This window comes from Parasphingomonas halimpatiens (assembly GCF_036663795.1).
In the GTDB taxonomy this organism is placed as follows: Bacteria; Pseudomonadota; Alphaproteobacteria; order Sphingomonadales; family Sphingomonadaceae; genus Sphingomonas.
Map to the genome: position 1 here is coordinate 132358 of NZ_JAXOJP010000005.1, position 23499 is coordinate 155856.

The 23499-nt window shown below is 67.3% G+C and carries 26 protein-coding genes and 1 tRNA gene; 14 read left to right on the forward strand and 13 right to left on the reverse strand.

Going from position 1 to position 23499, the window contains the following annotated elements; all coding sequences use genetic code 11:
• Positions 1–51 precede the first annotated feature (51 nt).
• Positions 52–1140: an alkene reductase gene (locus U1839_RS07390; protein ID WP_332803021.1), complete on the reverse strand. Its 1089-nt coding sequence runs from the start codon at positions 1138–1140 to the stop codon at positions 52–54.
• 57 nt (positions 1141–1197) lie between these two features.
• Here U1839_RS07390 and U1839_RS07395 point away from each other — a divergent pair, with 57 nt between their 5' ends.
• The 6 genes from U1839_RS07395 to U1839_RS07420 are packed head-to-tail and all read left to right on the forward strand — an operon-like array spanning position 1198 to position 7094.
• On the forward strand, positions 1198–2133 hold the full coding sequence (locus U1839_RS07395; protein WP_332803022.1) for a DMT family transporter: 936 nt from the start codon (positions 1198–1200) through the stop codon (positions 2131–2133).
• Positions 2134–2138: 5 nt separating this feature from the next.
• Entirely contained in the window at positions 2139–2798 is a 660-nt protein-coding gene (locus U1839_RS07400) for a COQ9 family protein (protein WP_332803023.1), read from the forward strand.
• Positions 2799–2851: 53 nt separating this feature from the next.
• Entirely contained in the window at positions 2852–3106 is a 255-nt protein-coding gene (locus U1839_RS07405) for a FeoA family protein (protein WP_332803024.1), read from the forward strand.
• Positions 3107–4963 (forward strand): ferrous iron transporter B, encoded by a 1857-nt coding sequence (gene feoB, locus U1839_RS07410; protein ID WP_332803025.1) that lies wholly within the window; start codon positions 3107–3109, stop codon positions 4961–4963.
• A 20-nt stretch (positions 4964–4983) separates the two neighbouring features.
• Positions 4984–5541 carry a single-stranded DNA-binding protein gene (gene ssb, locus U1839_RS07415; RefSeq protein WP_332803143.1) on the forward strand — a complete coding sequence of 186 codons (558 nt, stop codon included), beginning with the start codon at positions 4984–4986 and terminating at the stop codon, positions 5539–5541.
• 14 nt (positions 5542–5555) lie between these two features.
• Positions 5556–7094 carry a sensor histidine kinase gene (locus tag U1839_RS07420; protein ID WP_332803026.1) on the forward strand — a complete coding sequence of 513 codons (1539 nt, stop codon included), beginning with the start codon at positions 5556–5558 and terminating at the stop codon, positions 7092–7094.
• On the opposite strand, the gene U1839_RS07425 is transcribed toward U1839_RS07420, so the two are convergent.
• From U1839_RS07425 to U1839_RS07445, 5 genes are read right to left on the reverse strand one after another with little or no spacing between them, the layout of a single operon-like run.
• Positions 7091–7492, reverse strand: a complete 402-nt coding sequence (locus U1839_RS07425; RefSeq protein ID WP_281127887.1) for a response regulator — start codon at positions 7490–7492, stop codon at positions 7091–7093. The genes U1839_RS07420 and U1839_RS07425 overlap by 4 nt on opposite strands.
• 25 nt (positions 7493–7517) lie before the next feature.
• On the reverse strand, positions 7518–8111 hold the full coding sequence (gene metW, locus U1839_RS07430) for a methionine biosynthesis protein MetW (protein ID WP_332803027.1): 594 nt from the start codon (positions 8109–8111) through the stop codon (positions 7518–7520).
• Positions 8108–8539, reverse strand: a complete 432-nt coding sequence (locus U1839_RS07435) for a GNAT family N-acetyltransferase (protein WP_332803028.1) — start codon at positions 8537–8539, stop codon at positions 8108–8110. The genes metW and U1839_RS07435 overlap by 4 nt, the downstream gene beginning before the upstream one ends.
• Positions 8536–9654 carry a homoserine O-acetyltransferase MetX gene (gene metX, locus U1839_RS07440; RefSeq protein WP_332803029.1) on the reverse strand — a complete coding sequence of 373 codons (1119 nt, stop codon included), beginning with the start codon at positions 9652–9654 and terminating at the stop codon, positions 8536–8538. Before metX ends, U1839_RS07435 begins: the two co-directional genes overlap by 4 nt.
• 27 nt (positions 9655–9681) lie before the next feature.
• Complete coding sequence (locus U1839_RS07445) at positions 9682–11253, reverse strand: flavin monoamine oxidase family protein (protein WP_332803030.1); 1572 nt, start codon at positions 11251–11253, stop codon at positions 9682–9684.
• 85 nt (positions 11254–11338) lie between these two features.
• On the opposite strand from U1839_RS07445, the gene U1839_RS07450 reads away from it, so the two are divergent.
• Complete coding sequence (locus U1839_RS07450; RefSeq protein ID WP_332803144.1) at positions 11339–12247, forward strand: prephenate/arogenate dehydrogenase family protein; 909 nt, start codon at positions 11339–11341, stop codon at positions 12245–12247.
• A gap of 3 nt (positions 12248–12250) precedes the next feature.
• On the opposite strand, the gene U1839_RS07455 is transcribed toward U1839_RS07450, so the two are convergent.
• From U1839_RS07455 to ftsE, 4 genes are read right to left on the reverse strand one after another with little or no spacing between them, the layout of a single operon-like run.
• Positions 12251–12943 carry a lysophospholipid acyltransferase family protein gene (locus U1839_RS07455; RefSeq protein WP_332803031.1) on the reverse strand — a complete coding sequence of 231 codons (693 nt, stop codon included), beginning with the start codon at positions 12941–12943 and terminating at the stop codon, positions 12251–12253.
• Positions 12940–13476 (reverse strand): YdcF family protein, encoded by a 537-nt coding sequence (locus tag U1839_RS07460; RefSeq protein ID WP_332803032.1) that lies wholly within the window; start codon positions 13474–13476, stop codon positions 12940–12942. The genes U1839_RS07455 and U1839_RS07460 overlap by 4 nt, the downstream gene beginning before the upstream one ends.
• Positions 13473–14366, reverse strand: a complete 894-nt coding sequence (locus U1839_RS07465) for a cell division protein FtsX (protein ID WP_332803033.1) — start codon at positions 14364–14366, stop codon at positions 13473–13475. Before U1839_RS07465 ends, U1839_RS07460 begins: the two co-directional genes overlap by 4 nt.
• Complete coding sequence (gene ftsE / locus U1839_RS07470; RefSeq protein ID WP_281127879.1) at positions 14363–15076, reverse strand: cell division ATP-binding protein FtsE; 714 nt, start codon at positions 15074–15076, stop codon at positions 14363–14365. The genes U1839_RS07465 and ftsE overlap by 4 nt, the downstream gene beginning before the upstream one ends.
• A gap of 221 nt (positions 15077–15297) precedes the next feature.
• On the opposite strand from ftsE, the gene U1839_RS07475 reads away from it, so the two are divergent.
• From U1839_RS07475 to U1839_RS07505, 7 genes are all read left to right on the forward strand, one after another.
• Positions 15298–15996: an MJ0042-type zinc finger domain-containing protein gene (locus U1839_RS07475; protein WP_332803034.1), complete on the forward strand. Its 699-nt coding sequence runs from the start codon at positions 15298–15300 to the stop codon at positions 15994–15996.
• Positions 15997–16098: 102 nt separating this feature from the next.
• Positions 16099–16185, forward strand: a tRNA-Leu gene (locus U1839_RS07480).
• Positions 16186–16330: 145 nt separating this feature from the next.
• Positions 16331–17383: a type III polyketide synthase gene (locus U1839_RS07485; RefSeq protein WP_332803035.1), complete on the forward strand. Its 1053-nt coding sequence runs from the start codon at positions 16331–16333 to the stop codon at positions 17381–17383.
• Positions 17380–18069: a methyltransferase domain-containing protein gene (locus tag U1839_RS07490; protein WP_332803036.1), complete on the forward strand. Its 690-nt coding sequence runs from the start codon at positions 17380–17382 to the stop codon at positions 18067–18069. Before U1839_RS07485 ends, U1839_RS07490 begins: the two co-directional genes overlap by 4 nt.
• Positions 18048–19178 (forward strand): NAD(P)/FAD-dependent oxidoreductase, encoded by a 1131-nt coding sequence (locus U1839_RS07495; RefSeq protein ID WP_332803037.1) that lies wholly within the window; start codon positions 18048–18050, stop codon positions 19176–19178. Before U1839_RS07490 ends, U1839_RS07495 begins: the two co-directional genes overlap by 22 nt.
• 5 nt (positions 19179–19183) lie before the next feature.
• Positions 19184–19588 carry a peptide-methionine (R)-S-oxide reductase MsrB gene (gene msrB, locus U1839_RS07500; RefSeq protein WP_281127874.1) on the forward strand — a complete coding sequence of 135 codons (405 nt, stop codon included), beginning with the start codon at positions 19184–19186 and terminating at the stop codon, positions 19586–19588.
• Between the two features lie 63 nt (positions 19589–19651).
• Complete coding sequence (locus U1839_RS07505; protein ID WP_332803038.1) at positions 19652–21805, forward strand: transglycosylase domain-containing protein; 2154 nt, start codon at positions 19652–19654, stop codon at positions 21803–21805.
• On the opposite strand, the gene U1839_RS07510 is transcribed toward U1839_RS07505, so the two are convergent.
• From U1839_RS07510 to U1839_RS07520, 3 genes are read right to left on the reverse strand one after another with little or no spacing between them, the layout of a single operon-like run.
• Positions 21781–22467 carry a M48 family metallopeptidase gene (locus U1839_RS07510; protein WP_332803039.1) on the reverse strand — a complete coding sequence of 229 codons (687 nt, stop codon included), beginning with the start codon at positions 22465–22467 and terminating at the stop codon, positions 21781–21783. The two genes, U1839_RS07505 and U1839_RS07510, sit on opposite strands and share 25 nt — an antisense overlap.
• Positions 22464–22898 (reverse strand): YcgN family cysteine cluster protein, encoded by a 435-nt coding sequence (locus U1839_RS07515; RefSeq protein ID WP_281127871.1) that lies wholly within the window; start codon positions 22896–22898, stop codon positions 22464–22466. The genes U1839_RS07510 and U1839_RS07515 overlap by 4 nt, the downstream gene beginning before the upstream one ends.
• On the reverse strand, positions 22895–23488 hold the full coding sequence (locus U1839_RS07520) for an SCO family protein (RefSeq protein WP_332803040.1): 594 nt from the start codon (positions 23486–23488) through the stop codon (positions 22895–22897). The genes U1839_RS07515 and U1839_RS07520 overlap by 4 nt, the downstream gene beginning before the upstream one ends.
• Positions 23489–23499: the final 11 nt, after the last annotated feature.

Below are 23499 nucleotides of genomic sequence, written 5' to 3' on the forward strand. Positions count from 1 at the left end.
AAGCAATCGCGCCGCCATGCCGACCGGGCATGACGGCGCGGTGCCGGTCGATCAGGCCGCCGCCGTTTCCAGTGCGGGATAATCGACATAACCCTCGGGCCCCTGGCTGTACCAGGTCGCCATATTGCCCTCGTTGAGCGGCGCGCCGGCGGCGAGGCGGGCGGGCAGATCGGGATTGGCGAGGAAGCTGCGACCGAAGCTGATCGCGTCGGCGACGCCGGCATCGATCCGCTCCTGCGCCGCGGCGACGGTGAAATAATCCGAATTGAGCACCAGCGGGCCGGTGAAGGCCTTGCGGATCTCGGGTGACAGGCGCGGCACGTCGGTGCGGCCGAAGGTGCCTTCGGGGCCGGGTTCGCGCAGCTCGAGAAAGCCGATGCCGATATCCGACAGCAGCTTGGCCGCCGGCACGAACAGATGCACCGGATCACTGTCGTCGACACCCTGCGAATCGCCATTGGGCGACAGGCGCACCGAGGTGCGATCCGCACCGGCGACCGACGCGACGCGGGTCGCGACCTCGCGCAGCAGGCGGGTGCGGTTTTCGACCGAGCCGCCATAGGCATCGCTACGGAAATTGGCGTTGTCGCGCAGGAACTGGTCGATCAGATAGCCATTGGCGGCGTGGATCTGCACACCGTCGAAACCGGCGGCGAGCGCGTTTTCGGTCGCGCGGGCGTAGCTTTCGAGCAAGCCGGGAATTTCGTCGAGGCCGAGCGCGCGTGCCGTCTCGAACGGCTGACGCCCTTCATAGGTGTGCGCCTTGCCCGCCGTGGCGGTGGCGGAGGATGATACTGGTTGCTCGCCGGTCACCGAGGCGTGAACCTGGCGGCCCATATGCCAGAGTTGCGCGACGATGCGGCCGCCGGCATCGTGCACGGCATGGGTGACGGGTTTCCAGGCATTGGTCTGTTCTTCGCTCCACAAGCCCGGCGCGCAGGGCCAGCCGAGGCCTTGTCGGCTGATGCCGGTCGCTTCCGAGATTATCAGGCCGGCCGATGCGCGCTGGGCGTAATATTCCGCCATCACCGGCGTCGGCACATGATCTCGTGTCGCACGGCCCCGCGTCAGCGGTGCCATGAGGATGCGGTTGGGCGCGGCGATCGCGCCGAGCTGAATGGGGTCGAAGAGACTCGGCATGAAAGTCCGTTTCCTTTTGCTACCTGACGCCGTTGAGATAGGCCGTTAAGGGGTGGCATGCACCCCGCCAAGCCAACAATAAAAACTGTTGCCGAAACAACCGGCGCGACGCCCTGGGCATTCGCAGCGCTGATCGGTGCCAATGTCGCGCTCGCCTTCGGGCCGTGGCTGGTAAGGCTGGCGGACACCGGACCCGTCGCCTCGGGCTTCTGGCGGATCGCGCTCGCCGCGCCGGTTCTGGCAGTGCTGGCGCTGCGCGGTGGATGGCGGCCGGTCGGGCTGGGGCGGTCGCTGTGGATCATGCTGGCCTTCAGCGGGGTGTGCTTTGCCGCCGATCTTGGCAGCTGGCATCTCGGCATCCTGCGCACCACACTCGCCAACGCGACCCTGTTTGGCAATTCGGCCACGCTGTTCTTTCCGGTCTACGGTTTTGTCGTGGCGCGGGCGTGGCCGACGCGACCACAGGGCATGGCGCTGCTGCTCGCGCTGGCGGGCGCCGCCTTGCTGATCGGCCGGTCGTACGAACTCGATCCGCGCCATCTCGCCGGAGACCTGCTCTGCCTGCTCGCCGGGATGCTCTACACCGTCTATTTCGTGTGCATGGCGCGCGCGCGGGACACGATGGCGCCATTTCCGGCGCTGGCGCTGTCGACCATCGCCAGCATCGTGCCGCTGCTGCTGTTCGCGACCGCCCTCGGCGAACGTATAATGCCGCATGACTGGACCCCGCTGCTCGGACTGGCGCTGGTCAGCCAGCTGATCGGTCAGGGACTGATGATCTATGCGCTGGGCCGCTTCTCGCCACTCGTCGTCGGCATCGCGCTGCTGATCCAGCCGGTGGTCGCGGCGGCGATCGGCCTGCTGGTCTATGGCGAGCGGCTCGGCCTGCCCGATTTGGTCGGGGCGGTGCTGGTCGCGGTGGCATTGGTCCTCGTCCGCGACGGGCCAAAGGAACCCGATCAGCTTGCGGCTGCGCCCGAGGGGGTTAGATAGGGGTCATGACCTTGCCACCTGACGCCACGCTCGATGAAATCCGCGCCGCCCTGGCGCCTGTAATCGCCGCCAATGCCGGGTTCGACGGCTGGAGCGACGCCGCGCTGACCCTCGCCGCTCAGGCCGAGGGCGTCGATATCGATGTCGCGCGGCTCGCCTTTCCCGGCGGCGCGATCGACAGGATCGACGCGTGGTTCGCCGCTATCGATTCCGCGATGACGGCCGCCCTGCCGCCGGAACGACTCGCCACGATGAAGATCCGCGAGAAGATCACGGCATTGGTCGAGGCTCGCCTCGTGATGCTGGCGCCGCAACGCGAATCCTTGCGGCGCGCGATGGCGATTCTCGCTATGCCGGGGCATCTGGTCCACGCCGCAAAGCTCGGCTGGCGTGCCGCCGATCTGATGTGGCGCGCAGCCGGCGACACCGCGACCGACTATAATCATTACACCAAGCGGACCATCCTTGCCGGCGTCTATGCGGCGACCGCGACGGTGCTGGTCGATGACGACAGCGAGGGCAATGCGGACACGCGCGCCTTCCTTGCGCGCCGGATCGAGGGGATCATGCGCTTCGAGAAGACCAAGGCCAGGCTGCTGGGGCGCGCGACGCACCGACCCAGCTTGTCGCGCTTCATCGGCCGCTTGCGCTACCCCGCAGTATAATCCCGCCTTACGTCGTTATTGATAATTAATCGCAGTATCGCTAGATCGTCCGCATGAAGCCGCCGATCCGTCTCGACTCGCTGCCGCGCCATCAGTGCGCGACCGTCGCTGGGATCGACTGGGCGGCGCTGACGCTGCCCGAGGCGCGGCGGTTGCGCGAACTGGGAGTCGATGAAGGGGTCGGTATCGAGGTGCTGCATCGCGCTTCGTTCGGCACCGGGCCGATCGCCTGTCGCATCGGTCGCATGACGGTGGCGCTGCGTCGTGCGGTGGCCGGTTCGATCCATGTTTCGCCGATCGCCGGATAGGTGACCGGCACCCCGCTGGTCGCGCTGGTCGGCAATCCCAATGCCGGCAAGAGCGCGTTGTTCAACGCGCTGACCGGCGCGCGGCAGAAGGTCGGCAATTATCCCGGCGTCACGGTCGAGCGGCATTCGGGGCGACTCGTGCTGGCCGATGGCCGCGCGGTCGATCTGGTCGATTTGCCGGGCGCCTATAGCCTCGACCCGTCGAGCCCCGACGAACGCGTGACGCGCGACGTGGTGACGGGCACGCAGGACGGCGAGCGCCTGCCGGATGCGTTGATCGTCGTGGTCGACGCGGCCAATCTCGACAATCATCTGCGCTTCACGCTGCAACTGATCGCGCTCGGCCTGCCGGTGGTCGTCGCGCTCAACATGATCGATCTCGCCGAGCGCGACGGGCTCAAGCTCGATCCCGCCATCCTCGAGCGCGAACTCGGCGTGCCGGTGATCCCGACCGTCGCGGTGCGGCGGCGCGGCCTCGAAGAGCTCAAGCTGCGGCTTTCCGGCCTGGTCGACGGCGGACCGATCCGGCTGCGCGCCAGCACCGGCCATATCGACGACGATATCGTCGCCTTGCAGCGCCAGGCGCGCGCCCTGTCGGCCGCCGCGACGATATCCGAGACCCCGGCACGGCGCTGGACGCATCTGCTCGACGCGGTGTTGCTCCATCCGATCAGCGGACCGATCCTGCTGCTGACGATCCTGTTCGTCATGTTCCAGGCGGTGTTCAGCTGGAGCCAGGCGCCGATGGACGGGATCACCAGCATGTTCGCGTTGCTGCAGAATTGGCTGAACGGGGCGATGCCCGCCGGGTTCGTGCGCTCGTTCCTCAGCGACGGCGTGATCGCTGGCGTCGGCGCGGTGATCGTGTTCCTGCCGCAGATCCTGATCCTGTTCTCCTTCATCCTCGTGCTCGAAGCGTCGGGCTATATGGTCCGCGCCGCCTTCCTGATGGACCGCCTGATGGCTGAGGTCGGCCTGTCGGGACGCGCCTTCATCCCCTTGCTGTCGTCCTTTGCCTGCGCGGTGCCGGGAATCATGGCGACGCGGACGATCGACGACGAGAAGGACCGGCTGACGACGATCCTGATCGCGCCGTTGATGACCTGTTCGGCGCGGCTACCGGTCTACACGCTGATCATCGGCGCGCTGATCCCGAACCGGCGAATCCTGCCATTCATCGGGCTGCAGGGGCTGGTGATGTTCGCGCTCTATGTGCTCGGCATCGTCGCAGCATTCGTCGCCGCGTTGGTGCTGCGCAACACCGTCACCAAGGGGCCGTCATCGGGCTTCATGATGGAGATGCCCAAATATCAATGGCCGCGGCTCGGCGACGTCGCGCTGGGGCTATGGAGCCGGGCGATCATCTTCCTCAAGCGAGCCGGCACGACGATCGCGGTAACAGTCGCATTGCTCTGGGTGCTGTCGAGCTACCCGGTGGCGCAGCCCGGCCAGCGCCAGAGCGAAGTCTCGATCGCGGGACACATCGCCTCGGGGATCGAGGTGCTGGTCAAACCGATCGGCTTCAACCACGACATCGCGCTCTCGCTGTTGCCGGCGATGGCCGCGCGCGAGGCGGCGGTCGGCGCGATGGCGACGGTCTATGCGATCGACAATCCCGAGGACCAGGCGGGCAAGGGCAAGCTGGCGGAGAATCTGCGCGGCCGCTGGAGCCTTCCCACCGCATTGGCGTTCCTGATGTGGTTCGTGTTCGCGCCGCAATGCATCTCCACCATCGCCGTTACGCGGCGCGAAACCAATGGATGGAAATGGCCCGCCTTCATGGTTGGCTATTTGTTCGCCGCCGCCTACATCATGGCCGGTATCACATATTGGCTGGCGGTTGCCGTCGGCCTCTGACGGGGGCGATGGAGAAGTTTATGGCGGGTAGCGTCAACAAGGTCATTCTGGTCGGCAATCTCGGGCGCGACCCGGAAAGCCGCGCATTCCAGAATGGCGGCAAGGTGGTCAATCTGCGCATCGCGACGTCGGAGAGCTGGAAAGACCGCAACACCGGCGAGCGCAAGGAAAAGACCGAGTGGCATTCGGTCGCGATCTTCAACGAAGGTCTCGCCAACGTCGCCGAGAAATATCTGCGCAAGGGCAGCAAGGTCTATATCGAGGGCGCGTTGCAGACCCGCAAATGGCAGGACGCGCAGGGCCAGGACAAATATTCGACCGAGATCGTGCTGCAGGGCTTCAACAGCGTGCTGACGATGCTTGACGGCGCACCCGGCGGCGGGGGCAGCGGCGGCGGTAACGCCGGCCCGCGCGACGATTTCGGCGGCAATGACGATTTCGGTGGCGGCGGCGGCGGTGGCGGCTTTGGCGGTGGCCGCTCGGGTGGCGCGGCGGGCGGCGGCGCGAGTCGCGGCGGTGGCTTCAACCAGGGCGGTGGCGGCTTCGCCGACGATCTGGACGACGACGTGCCCTTCTAGGGCCGCCCTCATCGATGAGTGATGCGTACCCCCAGGCCGCGAGCGGCTGGCAGATCGACGAGGCCGCGCGCAACGCGGTGCTAGCGAGCTATGATCTCGCGGCACTGCGCGACACGCATGAACTGCGTGCCATCACCGACTTTACCGCTGCGCTGTGCGACGCGCCGACGGCGCTGATCAGCCTGGTGGAGGAATATCGCCAGACCTTCATCGCGCGCACCGGGTTCGACGCGACCGAAACGCCGCGTGAAACCTCCTTCTGCGCGCATGCGATGCTCGGCGATGCGATCATGGAAGTGCGCGACGCGACGCTCGATCCGCGCTTTGCCGACAATCCGCTGGTTTCAGGCGATCCGCGGATTCGCTTCTATGCCGGGGCGCCGCTGGTCAATGAGGACGGGGTGCCGCTCGGCGCCCTGTGTGTGATCGACACCGTGGCGCGGCCGGGCGGGCTTACGGCGCTGCAGCGCGACGGGCTGGCGGTGCTGGCCGCCAATGTGATGGCAAGGCTGCGCGATTCGCGCGATGCGATGCTGTGGCGCCACGCCGAGCGTGACGCGAAGCGCGCGCTCAGCGACAGCGAGAACCGCTTCCGTACGCTCGCCGACACCATGCCGCAGATGGTGTGGTCGACGCTGCCCGACGGTTATCATGATTATTATAATGCGCGCTGGTACGAGTTTACCGGCGTGCCCGATGGCTCAACCGATGGCGAGGGGTGGAGCGGCATGTTCCACCCCGAGGACCAGGAGCGCGCCTGGACGGTGTGGCGTCATTCGCTGACGACCGGCGAGCCTTATCAGATCGAATATCGCCTGCGCCACGCCGACGGAGCCTATCGCTGGGTGCTGGGCCGGGCACTGCCGATCCGCGACGGCAACGGCGCGATCACTCGCTGGTTCGGAACCTGCACCGACATCCATGAGCAAAAGCTCGCGCTCGAGGAGCGCGAGGTGATCAGCCAGGAGCTGAGTCACCGGATCAAGAACATCTTCTCGGTGATCGCGGGACTGGTCGCGTTCAGCGCGCGCGGTCGACCCGAATTCGCCGGCATCGCCAGCGACCTGCGCGATCGGATTACCGCGCTGGGGCGGGCGCATGACTTCGTCCGCCCGCACAGCGCCAACTCCCAGCCTGCCGCCCGGCAGGACAGCCTCGCGGGCCTGCTCGCCGAGTTATTCGCGCCCTATCAGGAAGCCGGCTCGACACGGCTGGTGGTCGAGGGCGAGGATGTCGCAATCGACGACCGTTCGGCGACGCCACTGGCGCTGCTGTTCCACGAGCTGGCGACCAACGCGACCAAATATGGCGCGCTGTCTGTACCGGACGGCCGTGTTTCCGTGACGAGCGAGCAGGACGGCGACATGCGGCTGCTGCGTTGGCGCGAACGCGGCGGTCCTACCGTCAAGCAGCCGGAGAATGCATCCGGCTTTGGCACGCAACTCATCGAACTCAGCGCGGTGCGCCAACTCGGTGGCAACGTGCAGCGTGAGTGGCGGCCCGAAGGACTCGATGTAACGATCCGGGTGCCGCGAACGGCATTTACGCGCTAGGCGCGCAAATCGCTGAACAGGACGACCTGGCTGGCCGCCTCGGGCAGCGGCGTGCCGCCACTGGCGATCGCGGCGGCGGCGGTGATCGCCGCCTCGCTGAACGGTTTGCGGACATAACCGAGCGCCTGGGCGTCGTCGGCGATCTGCGACGGATTGGCGGTTACGAAGACAACCTTCACGTCATGCTCACGCGCGAGCAAATCTGCGATGGCTGGACCCGTCGGCCCGTCGCGCAGATTGACGTCGATGAAGGCGAAATCGCAATCGCGCCCGATATCACACGCCGTCAGGCGATCGGCGGCAATGCCGACGACGCTGTAGCCAGCCTCGACCAGGATACGCTCGAGATCGAGCGCGACGAAGATCTCGTCTTCGACGATGATGGCTGTCTTTCCCATGGTCGCACTAGAATGTTGATCGAAATCAATTGTTCCGTCGCAGCAGAAATATCGCATGTTCGGCGAACAGATTGGCGCCCGCCGAGGTGGTGCGCTTGTCGCCCGACAGGAACCATTCGCCCTCGACCGCGATATCGCGTTCGCGCACCAGCGCGCGGAAATCGTCGATCGTCACATGATGAATATTGGGCGTGGCGTACCAGGCGACCGGCAGCAGCCGCGTGACCGGCATGCGCCCGCCCCACAGCAACGACAGGCGCACGCGCCAATGCGCGAAATTGGGAAAGGACACGAAGGCGCGCTGGCCGATTCGCAGCAATTGCTCGAGCACCATGTCGGGCGCGCGCGTCGTCTGGAGCGTCTGACTGAGAATGGCATAGTCGAAGCTGGCGTCCGGATAACCGGCAAGATCCGAATCCGCGTCACCCTGGATGACCGAAAGGCCGCGCGACACCGCCGCGGCAACATTGCGCGGATCGATTTCCAGACCCCGCGCATCGACCTGTCGCTTGTCGCGCAGCGCCGCCATCAACGCGCCGTCACCGCACCCGACATCGAGCACGCGCGCGCCGGGCGCGACATTATCGGCGATAATCGCAAGATCGGGGCGCAGATTCATGCCGGCTGCCCGAGCAAGTACGCGAATTCTGGCGCGAGACGTTCCATAAAGCGATCGGGCCGCAGCGGCGCGTGGAAACCGAGCGCGGCGTAGACGCCGTGCGCATCGCGCGTGACCAGTGCGGTGCGGCGGATGCCGGCGAAATCGGGATGGTCGAGAAACCAATGCACCATACGCCGGCCCAACCCCTGCCCGCGCACTTCTTCCTCGATCCACACGTCGGCGAGCCAGGCGAAGGTGGCGTGATCGGTGATCATGCGCGCGAAACCGATCTGGACGCCATCGGCATAGGCGCCAAGGCAATGCGAGCCCGCGATGGCGCGCTCGACAAGGTCACGCGCAATGCCCGGCGACCAGTAGCTCGATGCCAGCCAGGCATGAATCCGGTCGACCTGCAGCAGCGCCTGGTCGTCGCTCAATTCGATCATGCCACGGCCCTCAGGAAACCGTCGGCGACGCGATTAAGCTCGGGCACGTCGAGCAGAAAGGCATCATGGCCGAACGGGCTGGAAAGTTCGACGAAGCTCACCGGGGCGCCGGCGGCGTTGAGCGCGTGGACAATGCTGCGCGATTCAGCGGTCGGATAAAGCCAGTCGGTGTCGAAGCTGATCAGGCAGAAGCGCGCGCGCGATGCCTTGAAGGCATGGGCGAGGTGCCCGCCATGCTCCTCGGCAAGGTCGAAATAATCCATCGCGCGGGTGATGTACAAATAGGAGTTGGCGTCGAAGCGATCGACAAAGGCGATGCCCTGGTGACGCAGATAACTTTCGATCTGGAAATCGGCGTCGAAGCCGAAACTCTTCGCCTCGCGCGCCTGCAGTCGGCGGCCGAATTTCTCGGTCAGCCCGGCCTCGGAGAGATAGGTGATGTGCGCCGCCATGCGCGCCACCGCCAGTCCGGCGGCGGGCGGGTCCCCGGCGGCATAATAATCGCCGCCGCGCCATTTCGGGTCGGCCATGATCGCCTGGCGCCCGACCTCGTGAAAGGCGATGTTCTGCGCGGTGTGCCGCGCCGCCGAGGCGATCACCAGCGCGGCGCCGACACGATCGGGAAAGGTCGCCGCCCAGCTCAGCGCCTGCATGCCGCCCATCGAGCCGCCGACGACCGCCATCAGTCGGGCGACCCCGAGGTGATCGAGCAGCATCGCCTGTGCGCGCACCATGTCGCGGATGGTGATGACCGGAAAGCTCATGCCCCAAGGCTGGCCGGTAGCAGGGTTGATCGTCGCCGGCCCCGACGAGCCCATGCAACTGCCCAGCACATTGGCGCAGACGATGAAGTGACGCGCGGGGTCGATCGGCTTGCCCGCGCCGACCATCCGCGTCCACCAACCGGGCTTGCCGGTCACTGGATGGTCGCTGGCGACATGCTGGTCGAGCGTCAGCGCGTGGCAGATCAGGATCGCGTTGCTGCCGTCGGCGGCAAGCGTGCCATAGGTCTCGTAGGCGATGTCGACCGGCGACAGCAGTACGCCGCCGTCGAGGCGCAACGGCCCCGGCAGCGTGACGTGGCGGCCAAGGCCGAAGCGCGTGTCCTGCGTCATGCTCACGCGGTTAGGCTGCCCCCGGCATCAACTCAAGCGCCGGGCATGCGCGCGTGACGCGATGATCGCGCGCGCCGCGAGCCGCCCGGTCTGCGCCCCGCCATTCATATAGCCGGGATAGGCATCAGACAGATGCTCACCGGCGAAATAGACCGGGGCGGCCGAGGGCGGCGCAGAGGCGGCGCCATCGGTCTCTTTCCAGATCAGCCGACCGAAGCGGGTCAGCTGACCGGGGCGGAAATTGACATAGGCGCCCATCGCCAGCGGATCACGGTGCCAGTTGGTGCGGCGCGCGAGCGCGGTCGTGGCGGCAGTCATACCGGGCACGCCGCGTTCGGCCTGCGCCGCAAACTTCGTCGCCAGCGCATGAGGATCGGCGTTATCGGCTGCGGCGACCTCGTCGCCGCCAAGAAACCAGGTCCATACGCTGCCCGGGCCGGTCGCGGGCCGCACCCCGCCGTCCCAGCCCAGCGCAACGCCGGCCTTGCTGGCGGTCTGCCAGATTTCGCCGCCGCGCCCGATCGGCTTTTCCCATGGCCGCGTCGCCATCACCGCCTGGATCTTGGCGTTCCGGCCCAGCCCGACCTCGGCGATGAAGCGGCGCCACAGCGGCGGCAACGGGATGCGGAAATCGATCTTGCGCGTGATCGACGCCGGGGTGGTGACGATCACCGCCGAGGCCTGGACGCTCGACCCGTCGGCGAAGAACAGCTTTACCCCCGCACCCAGCGGGTCGACCCGCGTGACATGCTTGTTGTTTGTCAGCCGGTTGGCAAGGCGTGACGCCATGGCATCGATAAGCGTGGTGCTGCCGCCGGCGAGGAGATAACGCTCGTCGCTGCGACTGAGCACATCGATCCGCCGCCCGGCGATCGTCGGCAGGTTGAAGACCAGTTCGATCGCCGACGCCTCGGCCGGTTCGCAGCCATATTCGGTGCGCGCCGTCATCTCCATCAACCCCCGCACCCATGGCTCGGGCATCAGACCGGCATGCTTGTCGAGATAGGAGGTGAAGGACAGCTGATCGAGCTCGGCCGAAACGCGCGCATAGTCCTGATCGAGCCGCACCGAATCAGCGTCGATCTGCCCGGCGATACCGCGCAACGCGACGGCGAGGCGCGCCTCGGGGATTTCCTTGCCGCCGGCGAGGATCATCGTGCGATGCGGTGCGCCCTTGCGGTCGATCAGCGCGACGCCGAACTCGCGGGCCAGCACGTGCATGTCTTCATGGTCGGTGTTGACCAGCTGTCCGCCGATCTCGATCGATGGCGTACCCTTGGTACGTGCGGTGTACATCCGCCCGCCGAACCGTGCGCGCGCGTCGTAGAGGTGCGCGTCGATCCCGGCTTGCGTCAGGTGCCACAGCGCGCTCAGACCGGCGATCCCGCCGCCGATGATCGCCACCGGGCCGGGTGCGATCGGCGCGGCGTGGAGTTGGCGGGGCAGCATCGCCCCGACCCCCGCAGCACCGAGCGCCAGCAACAGCGCGCGCCGCGACAACCCGCCACCGCCCGCGACCGGCGGCGCGGCGCCCGTCGCGGCCAGATTGAGCCGCCGCGCTTCCTCGAGCGCGCGCCAGATCGCCTCACTACCCCGCATCGAGCCTCCCTTTTGCGGCTTGCTAGCAGAATCGCGACTCGGCGCCAGCTTGCCTTGCGCGCGGCCATCCGCCATGCGCCGCGCCATGTTACCTTTCGCGCGCGTCACGATCATCGGAATCGGCCTGATCGGCTCGTCGATCGCGCGCGCGGTGCGCGTGCACATGCCGACGGTACGGCTGACCGGCTATGACGCCGACCCCGAGGTACGCGCCACCGCCGATGCGCTGCAGCTGTTCGACGACATCGCCGACACCGCCGGTACGGCGGTGATCGATGCCGATCTCGTCATTCTGTGCGTCCCGGTCGGTGCGATGGGCGAGGCCGCGGCAACCTTTGCCGCCGACCTGCCTGCCGACGCGATCGTCAGCGATGTCGGATCGTGCAAGGCCGAGGTCGCACGCGCGCTCGGCGAGGCGTTGCCGGGCGCGACGATCGTCCCGGCGCATCCCGTCGCGGGCACCGAGCGGAGCGGGCCCGAGGCAGGCTTTGCCACGCTGTTCCACGGCCGCTGGTGCATCCTGACGCCAGGCGAGGACACCGACCCGCTCGCCATCGCGCGCGTCGCCGAATTCTGGCAGCGGCTCGGCGCCGAAGTCGAGACGATGGCGCCCGACCACCATGACCGCGTGCTCGCGATCACCAGCCATCTCCCGCACCTCATCGCCTATACCATCGTCGGGACCGCGTCCGACATGGAGGAGGTGACGCGCAGCGAGGTGATCAAATACTCCGCCGGCGGCTTTCGCGACTTCACGCGCATCGCCGCGTCGGACCCGACGATGTGGCGCGACGTGTTCCTCGCCAATCGCGAAGCGGTGCTCGACATGCTGCAACGCTTTTCGGAAGACCTGTCGGCGCTGCAACGCGCGATCCGCTGGGGCAAGGGCGACGAATTGTTCGACCTGTTCACCAAGACGCGTGCGATCCGTCGCGGCGTCATCGACGAGGGCCAGGACGACCCGGCGCCCGATTTCGGGCGCAGCCACGAATAGCGATTATTCGGCGGCGGGTACGTCGAGTTGATTCATCACGCGATGGACGATCGCCTCGACCTCGGTGCGCGGCATGCCGGGCGCGATTGGCTCACAGAAGCGAAAGGTGACGATGCCCGGCCGGCCGATGCCGTGGCGCGGCCACAACCGGCCGCTGTCGAGCGCGACGGGAATCACCGGCAGCTTGAGCGCGCGGTAAAGCCCGGCGAATCCCGAGAGCAAAGGCGGCTGCTGGCCGGGGGCGACGCGCGTCCCCTCGGGAAAGATCAGGATCGAGCGGCCGGCAGCCAGGGCTGCCTTTCCCTCGCGCATGATCTGGCGCAACGCCGTCGCGGAACCGGCGCGATCGATGACGATGACGCCATAACGTCGCGCGACCCAACCCCAGACCGGGATCCGCGCCAGCTCCTGTTTCATCACGATCGCCGGCGCATCGAGCAGCAAGGCGAGTTCGATCGTTTCGTACATCGCCTGGTGTTTGGCGGCGTAGAGCGCCGGGCGCGGACGCTCGCCCTCGATCCGGCTGCGCACGCCCATGATGTTGACCGCCGTCCAGCGATGGAAACGCGCCCAGGCGAGCGAATAACCGATCAGCGCCGGCCGGCCGAACAGCGCCGCGATCGGCGCGCACAGCACGATTGGCGTCGACACACCGTAGAATATGATCTTGAACAGCCAGGTCCGCAGCCAGTTCATGCCCCGACATCCAGTTTGAGCGCGATCCAGCGAATCAGCAGCTTGTTATATTCGGCGAGGAGCAGGATTGGCCGCGGGTTGCTCGCCACGCCATCGCCGATCACCTCGGCGTCGTTGCCGAGTTCGGCAACCAGTTCGAGTTTCGCGCGCGCGAGATGCCAGTCTGACGTCACCAGCCGCACCGTGCGATAATGATGCGCGCGAACCCAGTCGGCGGTCTCATCGGCATTGGAGCGCGTGTCGATCGCCTGATGGCCGAGATCGACGCAGCAAGCGAAGAGCGACGCCGGCCGGTGATATTTCACGGCCAGTTCGTGCGCGCGCACTTCGGGGGCGACGCCGCTGACCAGCAAGCGCTGCGCGGCGTGGCGCTCCAGCAGCGCGAGACCACGGTCGATCCGGCCCGGACCGCCGGTCATCACCACGATCGCATCGGTCGTGCGATCGTCAGCGGGCTTGGGCAGCGTCAGCATGAACAGCCCGAAGCCGAACACCCAGGCGAGCGCCAGCAGCCCGATGAGACGACGGATCACAATGTCCGCCGCAAGGCACCGAGGACGGCGATGCGCGCCGCAAAGGCGGCAAGCAGGGCGAAGGCGATCGGCAATAGCGCGAGCACGGTCCAGTCGCGTTGACCGAGCGCCAGGCCCGACAGCAGATCCGACCCGAGCGCGCCGATCTGCACGCCGACCAGCAGGACGACCCCGGTCGCCAGCACCGCCCCGATGATTCCGCCGAGCAGGGTATCGAGCGCGATACGACGCTGGAACAGTCGGGCAATCTGCACGTCGGTCGAACCGAGCATGTGCAACACCTCGATCGTGTCGCGGTGTGTATCGAGGCCGGCGCGCGCGGCAAGGATAACGACCGCCGCGGTCGCACTCGCCATCAAAAGTACCAGTGCGGCAGCGAGCCAGGTGACGAGGTTCATGAAATCGCTGACCGGCGACATCCAGGTTTCGTGGCGATCGATCCGCGCGGCGGGCGCGACCGCGCGCACCGCCGCCGTCACCCGCGCGACCGCCGCATCGGTACCGCTGCCGAGATCGACGTCGATCATCGCGGGAACCGGCAGCTCGGGATCGGCACCATCCTCCCCCAGCCACGGTCGCATCAACTCGGCCAGCTTGGCGCGGTCGACCTGGCTGGCGCGCGCAACCTCGGGCAAGGCGCGCAGTACCGCCAGGGCGCGCATCGTCTGATCGTTTCTGGCGCGCTCGACCGGCTCGACGATCTGCACCGTCAAGCGCCCGGCCAGTTGATGTTCGAGCAGTCGCGCGGCGCCCAGCGTACCGAGGCCAAGCGCCGCGGCAAGCAGGGTCAGGAACAGCATGATCGCCATGATCCAGGTCATGGCACGCGTGCCCCGCCGCTCGTCGAGCAGCCGGCGATCGGCGGCGGCGGCGATGAGCCGGATGCTCATGCCTCGTCGCCCGGCTTGACGGGGGGGAAGCGCAGCGAACCGGTCGGGTCGAGCAACCTGCCCTTGTCGAGCCGCATCATATGCGCGCCCTGGATGCGACCGAGCAGGTGGAAATCATGCGTCGCGACGACGACGGTCGTGCCCAGGCGGTTGAGCGATTCGAACAGATGCAGCAGACGCTCGGCCATATCCGGGTCGACATTGCCCGTCGGCTCGTCCGCGACCAGAATCTCCGGCCGACCGATCACCGCGCGGGCGATCGCGACGCGCTGCTGCTCGCCGCCCGACAGCGTTGCGGGGCGTGCCTCGACGCGGTCGGACAAACCGACCCAGGCGAGCATCTCGCGCACCGGCGCCTCGATGTCGCTTTCCGGCACGCCGGCGACGCGCAGCGGCAGCGCGATATTGTCATAGGCCGAGAGATGCGGGACGAGGCGGAAATCCTGGAACACCACGCCGATCCGCCGACGAAAGCCGGGCAGCCGCGAACGCGGCAAGGTCACCGCGTCCTCGCCGAACAGCCGAATCGCGCCACGGCTCGGGCGCTGCGCAAGATACAACAGCTTGAGCAACGAAGTCTTGCCCGCGCCGCTCGCCCCGGTGAGAAAATAGAAGGAGCCCGACGACAGGGTGAAGCTGAGATCGGTCAGCGTCTCCTGGCCGGTGCCGTAGCGCAGCCCCACATTTTCGAACTGCACGATATTGGCCATGCCGGCGCGCGCCCGCTCTCTTCTTGCTGTCGATGCCCCTTTGCGCCATCGCACGTTCCGCCCCGGCGCTTCAAGCCGGGGTTGCACGTACCTTGGGGAAGCGGTCCCGATGCGGGCCGCGATACCCGCAATGGTCGAAACACTTGCCACCGGGCGCGCGGGCGTGTTTACAAAAAGATTGGGGGCCGCCAGTTTCACGGCCTCTCCCGTGAAGCGCCGCGATGATCCTCGAATGCCCCGAATGCCGAACGCGATATCTCGTGCCCGACAGCGCCATCGGCCCCGATGGACGCACCGTGCGCTGCGCGAGTTGCAAGCATAGCTGGTTTCAGGCGGCGCCAGTACTCGACCTTGTGGCGCGCGCCGAAGCCCAGGCCGAAGCGCCCGCACCGGTTGCGCAACCCGAACGCTACGTTCCGCCCGTTAGCGACAGTCGCGACGACGACGAAGATTACGACGCCTTCGCACATCGGCCACCTTTTCGACCGCGACGCAATCCGGCAAAACGGCGGACCGTCGGTGCGATCGTGGCCGGTGTGGTGATGATCGCCGGTGTCGGCGTGGTCGCGACCCTGGGTTCCGGCGACCTTGCCTCGCTGATCAACCTGCCGCTGGCGCAACACGAGACACCGTTGCGCCTGATCGACAATCCGATCGAGCGTCGTGACCTCGACAATGGCAGCGAAATGTTCGCGATCAGTGGCCAGGTCGTCAACCCGACCAACGTCCGCCAGCATGTCCCGGATATCCGCGCCGAGCTGCACGATGCGCAGGGCCGACTCGTCTACAGCTGGACGATCCGGCCCGAAGCCACCGAGCTGGCGCCCAAGGGCAGCGTCGCCTTCAACAGCGCCAAGCTCGACGTGCCGGTCAATTCCAAACAGCTCGTGCTCAGCTTCGCGGCCGACGGCGGTGGTTGAGCGCCAGGCTTCTCGATTGGAAAAGGACGATTGCCACGACCGTAGCACCTTGCTAGGGGCGCTCCCCTACCAGCCGCCGGAGCTTTCGGCGGTACATATCGTGCGGTCGTGGCGGAACTGGTAGACGCGCAACGTTGAGGTCGTTGTGGGCGAAAGCCCGTGGAAGTTCGAGTCTTCTCGGCCGCACCAGATAATGAGCCGGACTGTGCGTCCGGACGCAGGTTGGTTCCGTAGCTGTGCGATGGACCCGGATACGCTATAGCAGCGTTTCCGTCGTTGCAGCGCCCGCACCGGGCGCCCTTGAAAGCCGCCCTTGCTCCCAGCTCCTTCGTACGTGAACGCCATCGGTACCGCAGTACCGGATCACGATATCCATCACGCCTTCGTCGATTGGGCACGCGCGCAGATCGCCGATCCGCGCGCGGTGAAGTTGTTCGAACGCATGGCGGCGCGGGCAGCGATCGAGCATCGCTGGTCGGTGCTCGATCGCGCGCCGGATGGCGGGTCGCCGATCGACGCCGGTGGCTTTTATGCCGGCGCCTTGCCGGGCACCGCTGCCCGCATGCGGCTCTATGCCGAAGCGGCGCCATCGCTGGCGCTGACCGCGATCGCGGCGCTGGCCGAGCAAGTGGCGCTTGACCGTATCACCCACCTCGTCGTTGCCAGTTGCACGGGTTTCGTCGCGCCGGGAATCGACCAGATTATCGCCAGCCGACTGGGTCTGGCGCCATCGGTCGAACGCTTGCTGATCGGTTTCATGGGTTGCTACGCCGCAGTGTCGGCGTTGCGCACGGCGCGCCATATCGTGCGGTCCGAGCCTGGCGCGCGCGTGCTGGTGGTATGCGTCGAGTTATCGACATTGCATCTGCAGGAAACGGGCGAGATCGAGCCGTTGCTCGCAATGCTCCAGTTCGGCGACGGCGCCGCGGCCGCGCTGGTCACGACTGACGCCGTCGGCTTCGCGCTCGGCCAACCGTTCGCCACCACGCTCGCGGATTCGGCGGCGCTGATTCGCTGGGACATCACCGATACCGGATTTGCGATGCATCTCTCGGGCGAGGTCCCAGCGCGCATCGCCGCAGCGCTGGCCGATCCCGATGTGGCGCGCGCCGCGACCGGCGGCCATGCCCCGGCAGCGATCGACGGCTGGGCGGTCCATGCCGGCGGCCGCTCGATCCTCGACGCGGTCGGAAATGCGCTGGCGCTGGCGCCCGAGGCGCTGGCCGCGTCGCGCGCCGTACTGGCGGCGTTCGGGAACATGTCGTCGGCGACCTTGATGTTCGTGCTCGCGCGGCTGCTCCAGGGGCCACAGATCGAGAAGGGCGTGGCGCTGGCGTTCGGCCCTGGCCTTGCCGCCGAGGGCTTCGGCTTTTCGAGCGCGTCATGAGCGCGCTTGCCACCCGCGCCATCGCCGAGGAGTTGATGGACGCGGACGATCTCGACCCGGCGACCTATGAAGCGGTGGTCGGCGACCTCGCCAAGGTCAATGTCGTGACAATGGCCGCCCGCCCGACGCTCGGCTTTCTCGCACGCGGCACGGCCGGCCTGAAGCGCTTCAGGCTGCTTGACGTCGGATACGGCGATGGCGACATGCTGCGGCGGATCGCGCGCTGGGCGGCACGACGCGGGATCGTGGCCGAACTGGTCGGCATCGACCTCAACCCGCGCAGCGCGATGGCGGCGATCGCGCACACGCCGCCGGGCCTGACGATCGACTGGCGCACCGGCGACTATGCCAGCCTTGGCGGGCAGGGCTGGGATTTCGTCATTTCCAGTCTCGTCGTACATCACATGACGCATGAGCAATTGATCGGCTTTCTGCGCTTCATGGACCGCGAGGCGACACGCGGCTGGCTGGTCAACGACCTTCATCGTCACGGCTTCGCACATTGGGGCTTCCCGATTCTCGCGCGCCTGTTCGGCTGGCATCCGATCGTCCGCCACGACGGCACGCTGTCGATCGCGCGCTCCTATCGACCGGTCGAATGGCCGCCGCTTCTCGCCGAGGCCGGGGTCAGCGCCCGGGTCTACCGTGCATTCCCCTACCGGTTATGCGTCGAACGCCTGCGCTGATCGTCGGCGGCGGCCCCGCCGGGCTGGCCACCGCGCTGTTGCTGGCGCGGGCAGGCGCGCCGCATCTGCTGATCGAGCGCCAGGCCGAAACGGGCGACGCGCTGTGCGGGGGCTTTCTCAGCTGGCGGACGCTGGCGATGCTCGAGCGACTCGGCGTGCGCGCCGGCGCGCTCAACCGCGACCATATCCGTCGCGTCAGCCTGCATAGCGGCGCACGCCACGCGATAGCGCCCTTGCCGCGTCCGGCACTGGCGGTGTCACGCTGGCGCCTCGACACCATCCTCGCGGAGCATGCTCGAACCGCCGGCGCGGCCATCGAAACCGGCGTCACGGCGCGACGCCATGAACAAGGCGCGATCCATCTCGCCGACGGCGCGACGCTGACCGCCGACACGCTGTTCCTTGCCAGCGGCAAGCATGATCTGCGCGGACTGGCCCGGCCGGCCGAGGCGCGCGGCGACGATCCGGTGCTTGGCCTGCGCGTCCGGCTGGGGCGGGCGCCGGCGCTCGACCGCATGGTCGGCGGGACGATCGAACTGCATCTGTTCGACCGCGGCTATGCCGGGATCGCCGCACAAGAGGATGGCACGGTCAATCTGTGCATGGCCGTCCATCGCTCGCGACTCGAAGACGCAGGATCACCGGCGGCGCTGCTCACGCAGCTCGGCAACGAATCGCCGCAGCTCGGCGAACGCCTGGCCTTTCTCGCCGGTGGCGCGACGATCGATGCGGTCGCCAATGTTCCCTATGGCTGGCGCGAGACTGCCGGCACCCCCGGACTGTTCCGGCTGGGTGACCAGGCCGCTGTCATCCCGTCGCTGGCCGGGGAGGGGATCGGCATCGCGCTCGAGAGCGGCGCGCGGGCCGCCGCCGCTTATTGTCGCGGCGGGCGCGACGCCGCGATCGGGTATCAAGCCGGTTTTGCCGATGCCACGCGGCGACCGATCGGCGTTGCCGGGATGATCTGGCATGGATCCGAGAAGCCGGCGCTGGCGGCGGCGCTGACGGTGCTCGCGCGGCTGGCGCCGTCGCTCGTCGGACTCGCCGCGCGTCTGACCCGTGTCAAACACTCGCCGCTTGACGTGACGCTCGCCGGGCGGGAAAGCTGAGCGCCATGGAACATCTCACGCTGTCCGAAAGCGAATGGCGCAAGCGCCTCTCCGCCGAAGCCTATCACGTGCTGCGCGAGGCCGGCACCGAGCCCGCCTTTTCCGGCCGCTACAACAACAACAAGGCCGCTGGCATCTATCGCTGCGGCGGCTGTGCGCTCGACCTGTTCGACAGCGCCGACAAATATGATTCGGGTTCGGGCTGGCCGAGCTTCACCCAGCCGATCGACCCCGCCCATGTCACCGAACATAGCGATGTCAGCCACGGCATGACGCGCACCGAGGCGCGTTGCGCGCGCTGCGACGGCCATCTCGGCCATGTCTTCCCCGACGGACCGCCGCCGACCGGATTGCGCTACTGCATGAATTCACTGAGCCTGGATTTCCGTCCACATACCGTGGAAGAATGATGCAGACGCGCGACCGCGCTTGTTTGACGTCAGCTTAAGCCGTATCCGGCTAGGCGAAGCCCCATGGCCAATATTTCCCTGCCTTCCCTTTCCCCGATATGGCGCCGTCGGCTTTCGCTGACGGCGAAGATTTCGGGTGCGCTCGCGGTGCTCGGCATCATCGCGCTGATCATCGCGGTCTATGTCGCCAAGGCGCAGCTGCCGAGCTTCGACGAGCTCAAATCCTCGCCCAATGGCCAGATGATCCGCGTTCATGCCGCCGACGGCACGGTGATCGTCTCGCTCGGGCCGAGCTATGGCGACTGGCTGAGCTACGACAAGATTCCCCCGGTGATGCGCGATGCGATGGTCGCGGTCGAGGATCGGCGCTTCCGCTCGCATCCGGGCATCGATCCGGTCGGCCTCGCCCGTGCGGTCAAGCTCGCCTTTCAGAACCGCGGCAAGGACCGGCGGCTGCAGGGCGCGTCGACGATCACGCAGCAGGTCGCGCGCACTATCTTCCTGTCGAACAAATATGATTTTGGCCGCAAGCTGCGCGAGGCGGTGCTGGCGCTCGCGCTGGAGCGCAAGTTCAGCAAGGACCAGATTCTCGAACTCTACCTCAACAAGGTCTATTTCGGCGGCGGTGCCTATGGCGTCGACGCCGCGAGCCGCAAATTCTTCGGCCATGGCGCCGATCATCTGACCCTGTCCGAAGCGGCAGTCATCGCCGGTCTGGTCAAGGCGCCGTCGCATTACTCGCCGAGCGCCGACATCGAAGCCGCCAAGGGCCGCGCCGGGGTGGTCATCCAGCTGATGCAGGAGACCGGCAAGATCAGCGCCGAGGAGGCGTCGTCGGTCAATCTGGCGGCGGTGGAGTTCACCCCCGAGCCAAAGCAGAACAGTGTCCGCTATTTCACCGACTGGGCGTTGCCCCAGCTCGAAACGCTGATCGACGAGACGCAGCGCCCGCTCGAGGTGTGGACGACGCTCGACCTCAACATGCAGCGCGCCGCCGACGCCGCAGTACGCGCCAACGCGCCGCCGGGGGCGCAGGGCGCGCTGGTCTCGATCGACCGCGACGGCGCGGTGCGCGCCATGGTCGGCGGGACCGACTATGTTTCCTCGATCTACAACCGCGCGACGCAGGCGGTGCGTCAGCCCGGCTCGTCGTTCAAATTGTTCGTCTACCTCGCCGCGCTCGAGGCCGGGCATCGCCCCGAGGACGTGGTCGTCGATGAGCCGGTGACGATCGACGGCTGGAGTCCGCGCAACGATTCGCGCCACAATTCGGGCAACGTCACGCTGCGCACTGCCTTTGCCTATTCGCTCAACACCGTCGCGGCGAAGCTCGGCCAGGAAGTGGGCTTTTCGACCGTCGCCGACATGGCGCGGCGCTTCGGGATCACCACCCCGGTCAACACCCACCCCTCGATGGTGCTCGGCACCTCCGACGTTCGCCTGATCGAGATGACGCGGGCCTTTGCCAGCGTCGGCAACAAGGGCGTCGCGGTCACGCCCTATGGCATCACCAAGGTGACGACGATGGGCGAGACGATCTATGCCCAGTCGATCGACCAGAGCCATGTCCTGGTCGCGCCACAGGTCGCCGCCGAAATGACCGACCTGCTGCAGACCGCGGTCAACACCGGCACCGGCAGGGCGGCGCAGATCGGGCGCCCGGTTGCCGGCAAGACCGGGACGACCAGCTCGAGCAAGGATGGTTGGTTCCTCGGCTTTTCGAGCGGCCTGACCACCGGCGTGTGGATGGGGCGCGACGACGCCAAGACGATTCCGGGTCTGCACGGCGGCACCGCGCCGGCGCGCGCCTTTGCCGCATTCATGAAGCCTGCGACCGCGAACCGCCCGATCGAACAATTCTCGACCCAGGTCACCCTGCCCGAGCTGCAGCTCGACAATGGCGAGCAGAGCTATCTCGGCGAACCCGACAACGGCGTCTATGTCGATGAGAATGGCAACCCGGTCGAGCCCGGCGCCAGCCCGAACCAGCCGGGTGATGGTCAGCAGGTTGATCCCGACGGCAATCCGGCGGCTGGCGAGGGTGAGGCGCCGCCCGCCCGGCAGGATCGCCTTGATCAGGAATGGATGGATCGCATGATCGGTCGCGATTCACCGCGCCCGGCGCCGGGCCGTAACCCGCCCCGTGATGATCGTCCCGCCGCCGCGCCACCACCGCGCCCGGCGGAGCGGCCTCAGGACGCGCGCCCGAACCAGTGAAGCGCGGCGCCGTGGCGACGCAGCCACGCCCGCGATTCGGCCGGATCCCGCTCGTCGAGCGCGGCGACCAGCGCCTGGAAGGCCGGGCCGTGGTTCATGTGCACACGGTGCGCCACCTCATGCGCGACGGTCGCGCGACGCACGAAGCGCGGCGCCAGGATGAGACGCCAGCTGTAGCGAATCATGCCGTGCGACGCGCAACTGCCCCATCGCGCGCGCGCATCGCCGATGCCGACGCCGCTCACCGTGACGCCGGCGCGCGCCGCGAATTCGGCGGTTTCGTCGCTTAGGACACGCAGCGCCTCGCGCTTGAGCCATGCCAGCACGCGCGCCGGCACGCGCTCGACCGGGCCGCCGACGCGCAGCCGGTCGCCGATCCGCTCGACGCGGCGTGGCGCGGCGTCGTGCCAGTCGATCTTCAGTTGCACGTCGTCGAACGGCAGCGCCGCCCCGGGAACGAACGGCACCGCCTGGGGCAATCGCGCGCGTTGCGCGTCGATCCAGCCCTGTTGCTGCTCCGCCCAGCGCAGCGCATCGCGCACCGAGGCGCGCGGCGGCAATGTCAGGCGGATCCGCCCGCTCGCCGGATCGACCGACAATTTGGCCCGACGCGCGCGGGCATGGCGGACGATGTCGAGCGTCGGGGCGCCCGGCGCGCTCACAATTCGCGGTCGATCAGATGATGTTCGAATTCACCGGCGTCGTCTTCGGAGATGGTCCAGCCGCGCACCGATTGTCCCGCAGCATGGACCGCCTCGCGATCGCCGCAGACGAGATAATGCCATGCCGGCAGCGCCTCACCCGCAGCGCGCAGGCGATAGGCGCAGGTCGAGGGCAACCAGTCGATCGTGCGGACATTGTGACGGCTGAGCCTGACGCACTCGCTGACATAGGCGTGGCGATGACGATAATCCGAGCATTGCGCCGTCGCACGATCGAGCAGGCGGCACGACACATTGGTCGGCAACAGTTCGCCGGTCTCCTCGTCCTCGAGCTTGTGGATGCAACATTTGCCGCATCCGTCGCACAACGCCTCCCATTGTGCGCGGTCGAGCGCCTCGATCGGCGTCGTTTCCCAGAAGCGAACGGTCATTTCACCCAGCGCCTGACTTCATCTGCCACGGCTTGCGGCGACTGCTCCACCGGGACCAACGCCAGGGGCTTGCCATCGGGGTCCATCAGATAGGCGACGCTGCTGTGATCGACCATATAGCCGCCATTCGCGGTGACCTCGCCCTTGCGGTAATAGACGGCGAAGGCCTTGGCGGTCGCCGCGATCGCTGCGGGACTGCCCGTCAGACCAACCATATGCGGATGGAAAGCCGCGGTGAAGGCTTTGAGCACCGCCGGCGTGTCGCGCGCCGGATCGACGGTGATGAAGATCGGCACGATCTTCGCGGCGATCGCCGGATCTGCCTGTTCGATCAGCCGCAACCCGGCGCCGATATGCTGCGCATCGGTCGGGCAGACGTCGGGACAATAGGTATAGCCGAAATAGACGATGCGGTATTTGCCGGCGAAGCTTCGCTCGGTGACGGTCCGCCCGTTCTGATCGATCAGCGTGAAAGGGCCGCCGATCTTCGCGCCCTCGAGCGGTGGACGGACGGGGGCCGTTCCGGGTGAGCAGGCGGTGGGGAGTAGTGCGATCAGCACCAGCGCTATCGCGCGAACAATCTCGTTCATGGCGCGGCCAG

Bases quoted from the DNA above. Each gene is read 5' to 3' on its own strand.
- U1839_RS07515 (WP_281127871.1), bottom strand. From the start codon at position 22,898: ATGACCGTTCGCTTCTGGGAAACGACGCCGATCGAGGCGCTCGACCGC.
- U1839_RS07505 (WP_332803038.1), top strand. From the start codon at position 19,652: ATGGCCAATATTTCCCTGCCTTCCCTTTCCCCGATATGGCGCCGTCGG.
- U1839_RS07465 (WP_332803033.1), bottom strand. From the start codon at position 14,366: ATGAGCATCCGGCTCATCGCCGCCGCCGCCGATCGCCGGCTGCTCGAC.
- metX (WP_332803029.1), bottom strand. From the start codon at position 9,654: ATGACGCAGGACACGCGCTTCGGCCTTGGCCGCCACGTCACGCTGCCG.
- U1839_RS07425 (WP_281127887.1), bottom strand. From the start codon at position 7,492: ATGGGAAAGACAGCCATCATCGTCGAAGACGAGATCTTCGTCGCGCTC.
- msrB (WP_281127874.1), top strand. From the start codon at position 19,184: ATGGAACATCTCACGCTGTCCGAAAGCGAATGGCGCAAGCGCCTCTCC.
- U1839_RS07520 (WP_332803040.1), bottom strand. From the start codon at position 23,488: ATGAACGAGATTGTTCGCGCGATAGCGCTGGTGCTGATCGCACTACTC.
- U1839_RS07455 (WP_332803031.1), bottom strand. From the start codon at position 12,943: ATGAACTGGCTGCGGACCTGGCTGTTCAAGATCATATTCTACGGTGTG.
- U1839_RS07390 (WP_332803021.1), bottom strand. From the start codon at position 1,140: ATGCCGAGTCTCTTCGACCCCATTCAGCTCGGCGCGATCGCCGCGCCC.
- U1839_RS07400 (WP_332803023.1), top strand. From the start codon at position 2,139: ATGACCTTGCCACCTGACGCCACGCTCGATGAAATCCGCGCCGCCCTG.
- ftsE (WP_281127879.1), bottom strand. From the start codon at position 15,076: ATGGCCAATATCGTGCAGTTCGAAAATGTGGGGCTGCGCTACGGCACC.
- metW (WP_332803027.1), bottom strand. From the start codon at position 8,111: ATGAATCTGCGCCCCGATCTTGCGATTATCGCCGATAATGTCGCGCCC.
- U1839_RS07420 (WP_332803026.1), top strand. From the start codon at position 5,556: ATGAGTGATGCGTACCCCCAGGCCGCGAGCGGCTGGCAGATCGACGAG.
- U1839_RS07490 (WP_332803036.1), top strand. From the start codon at position 17,380: ATGAGCGCGCTTGCCACCCGCGCCATCGCCGAGGAGTTGATGGACGCG.
- U1839_RS07445 (WP_332803030.1), bottom strand. From the start codon at position 11,253: ATGCGGGGTAGTGAGGCGATCTGGCGCGCGCTCGAGGAAGCGCGGCGG.
- U1839_RS07450 (WP_332803144.1), top strand. From the start codon at position 11,339: ATGTTACCTTTCGCGCGCGTCACGATCATCGGAATCGGCCTGATCGGC.
- U1839_RS07395 (WP_332803022.1), top strand. From the start codon at position 1,198: ATGCACCCCGCCAAGCCAACAATAAAAACTGTTGCCGAAACAACCGGC.
- ssb (WP_332803143.1), top strand. From the start codon at position 4,984: ATGGCGGGTAGCGTCAACAAGGTCATTCTGGTCGGCAATCTCGGGCGC.
- U1839_RS07495 (WP_332803037.1), top strand. From the start codon at position 18,048: ATGCGTCGAACGCCTGCGCTGATCGTCGGCGGCGGCCCCGCCGGGCTG.
- U1839_RS07435 (WP_332803028.1), bottom strand. From the start codon at position 8,539: ATGATCGAATTGAGCGACGACCAGGCGCTGCTGCAGGTCGACCGGATT.
- U1839_RS07475 (WP_332803034.1), top strand. From the start codon at position 15,298: ATGATCCTCGAATGCCCCGAATGCCGAACGCGATATCTCGTGCCCGAC.
- U1839_RS07405 (WP_332803024.1), top strand. From the start codon at position 2,852: ATGAAGCCGCCGATCCGTCTCGACTCGCTGCCGCGCCATCAGTGCGCG.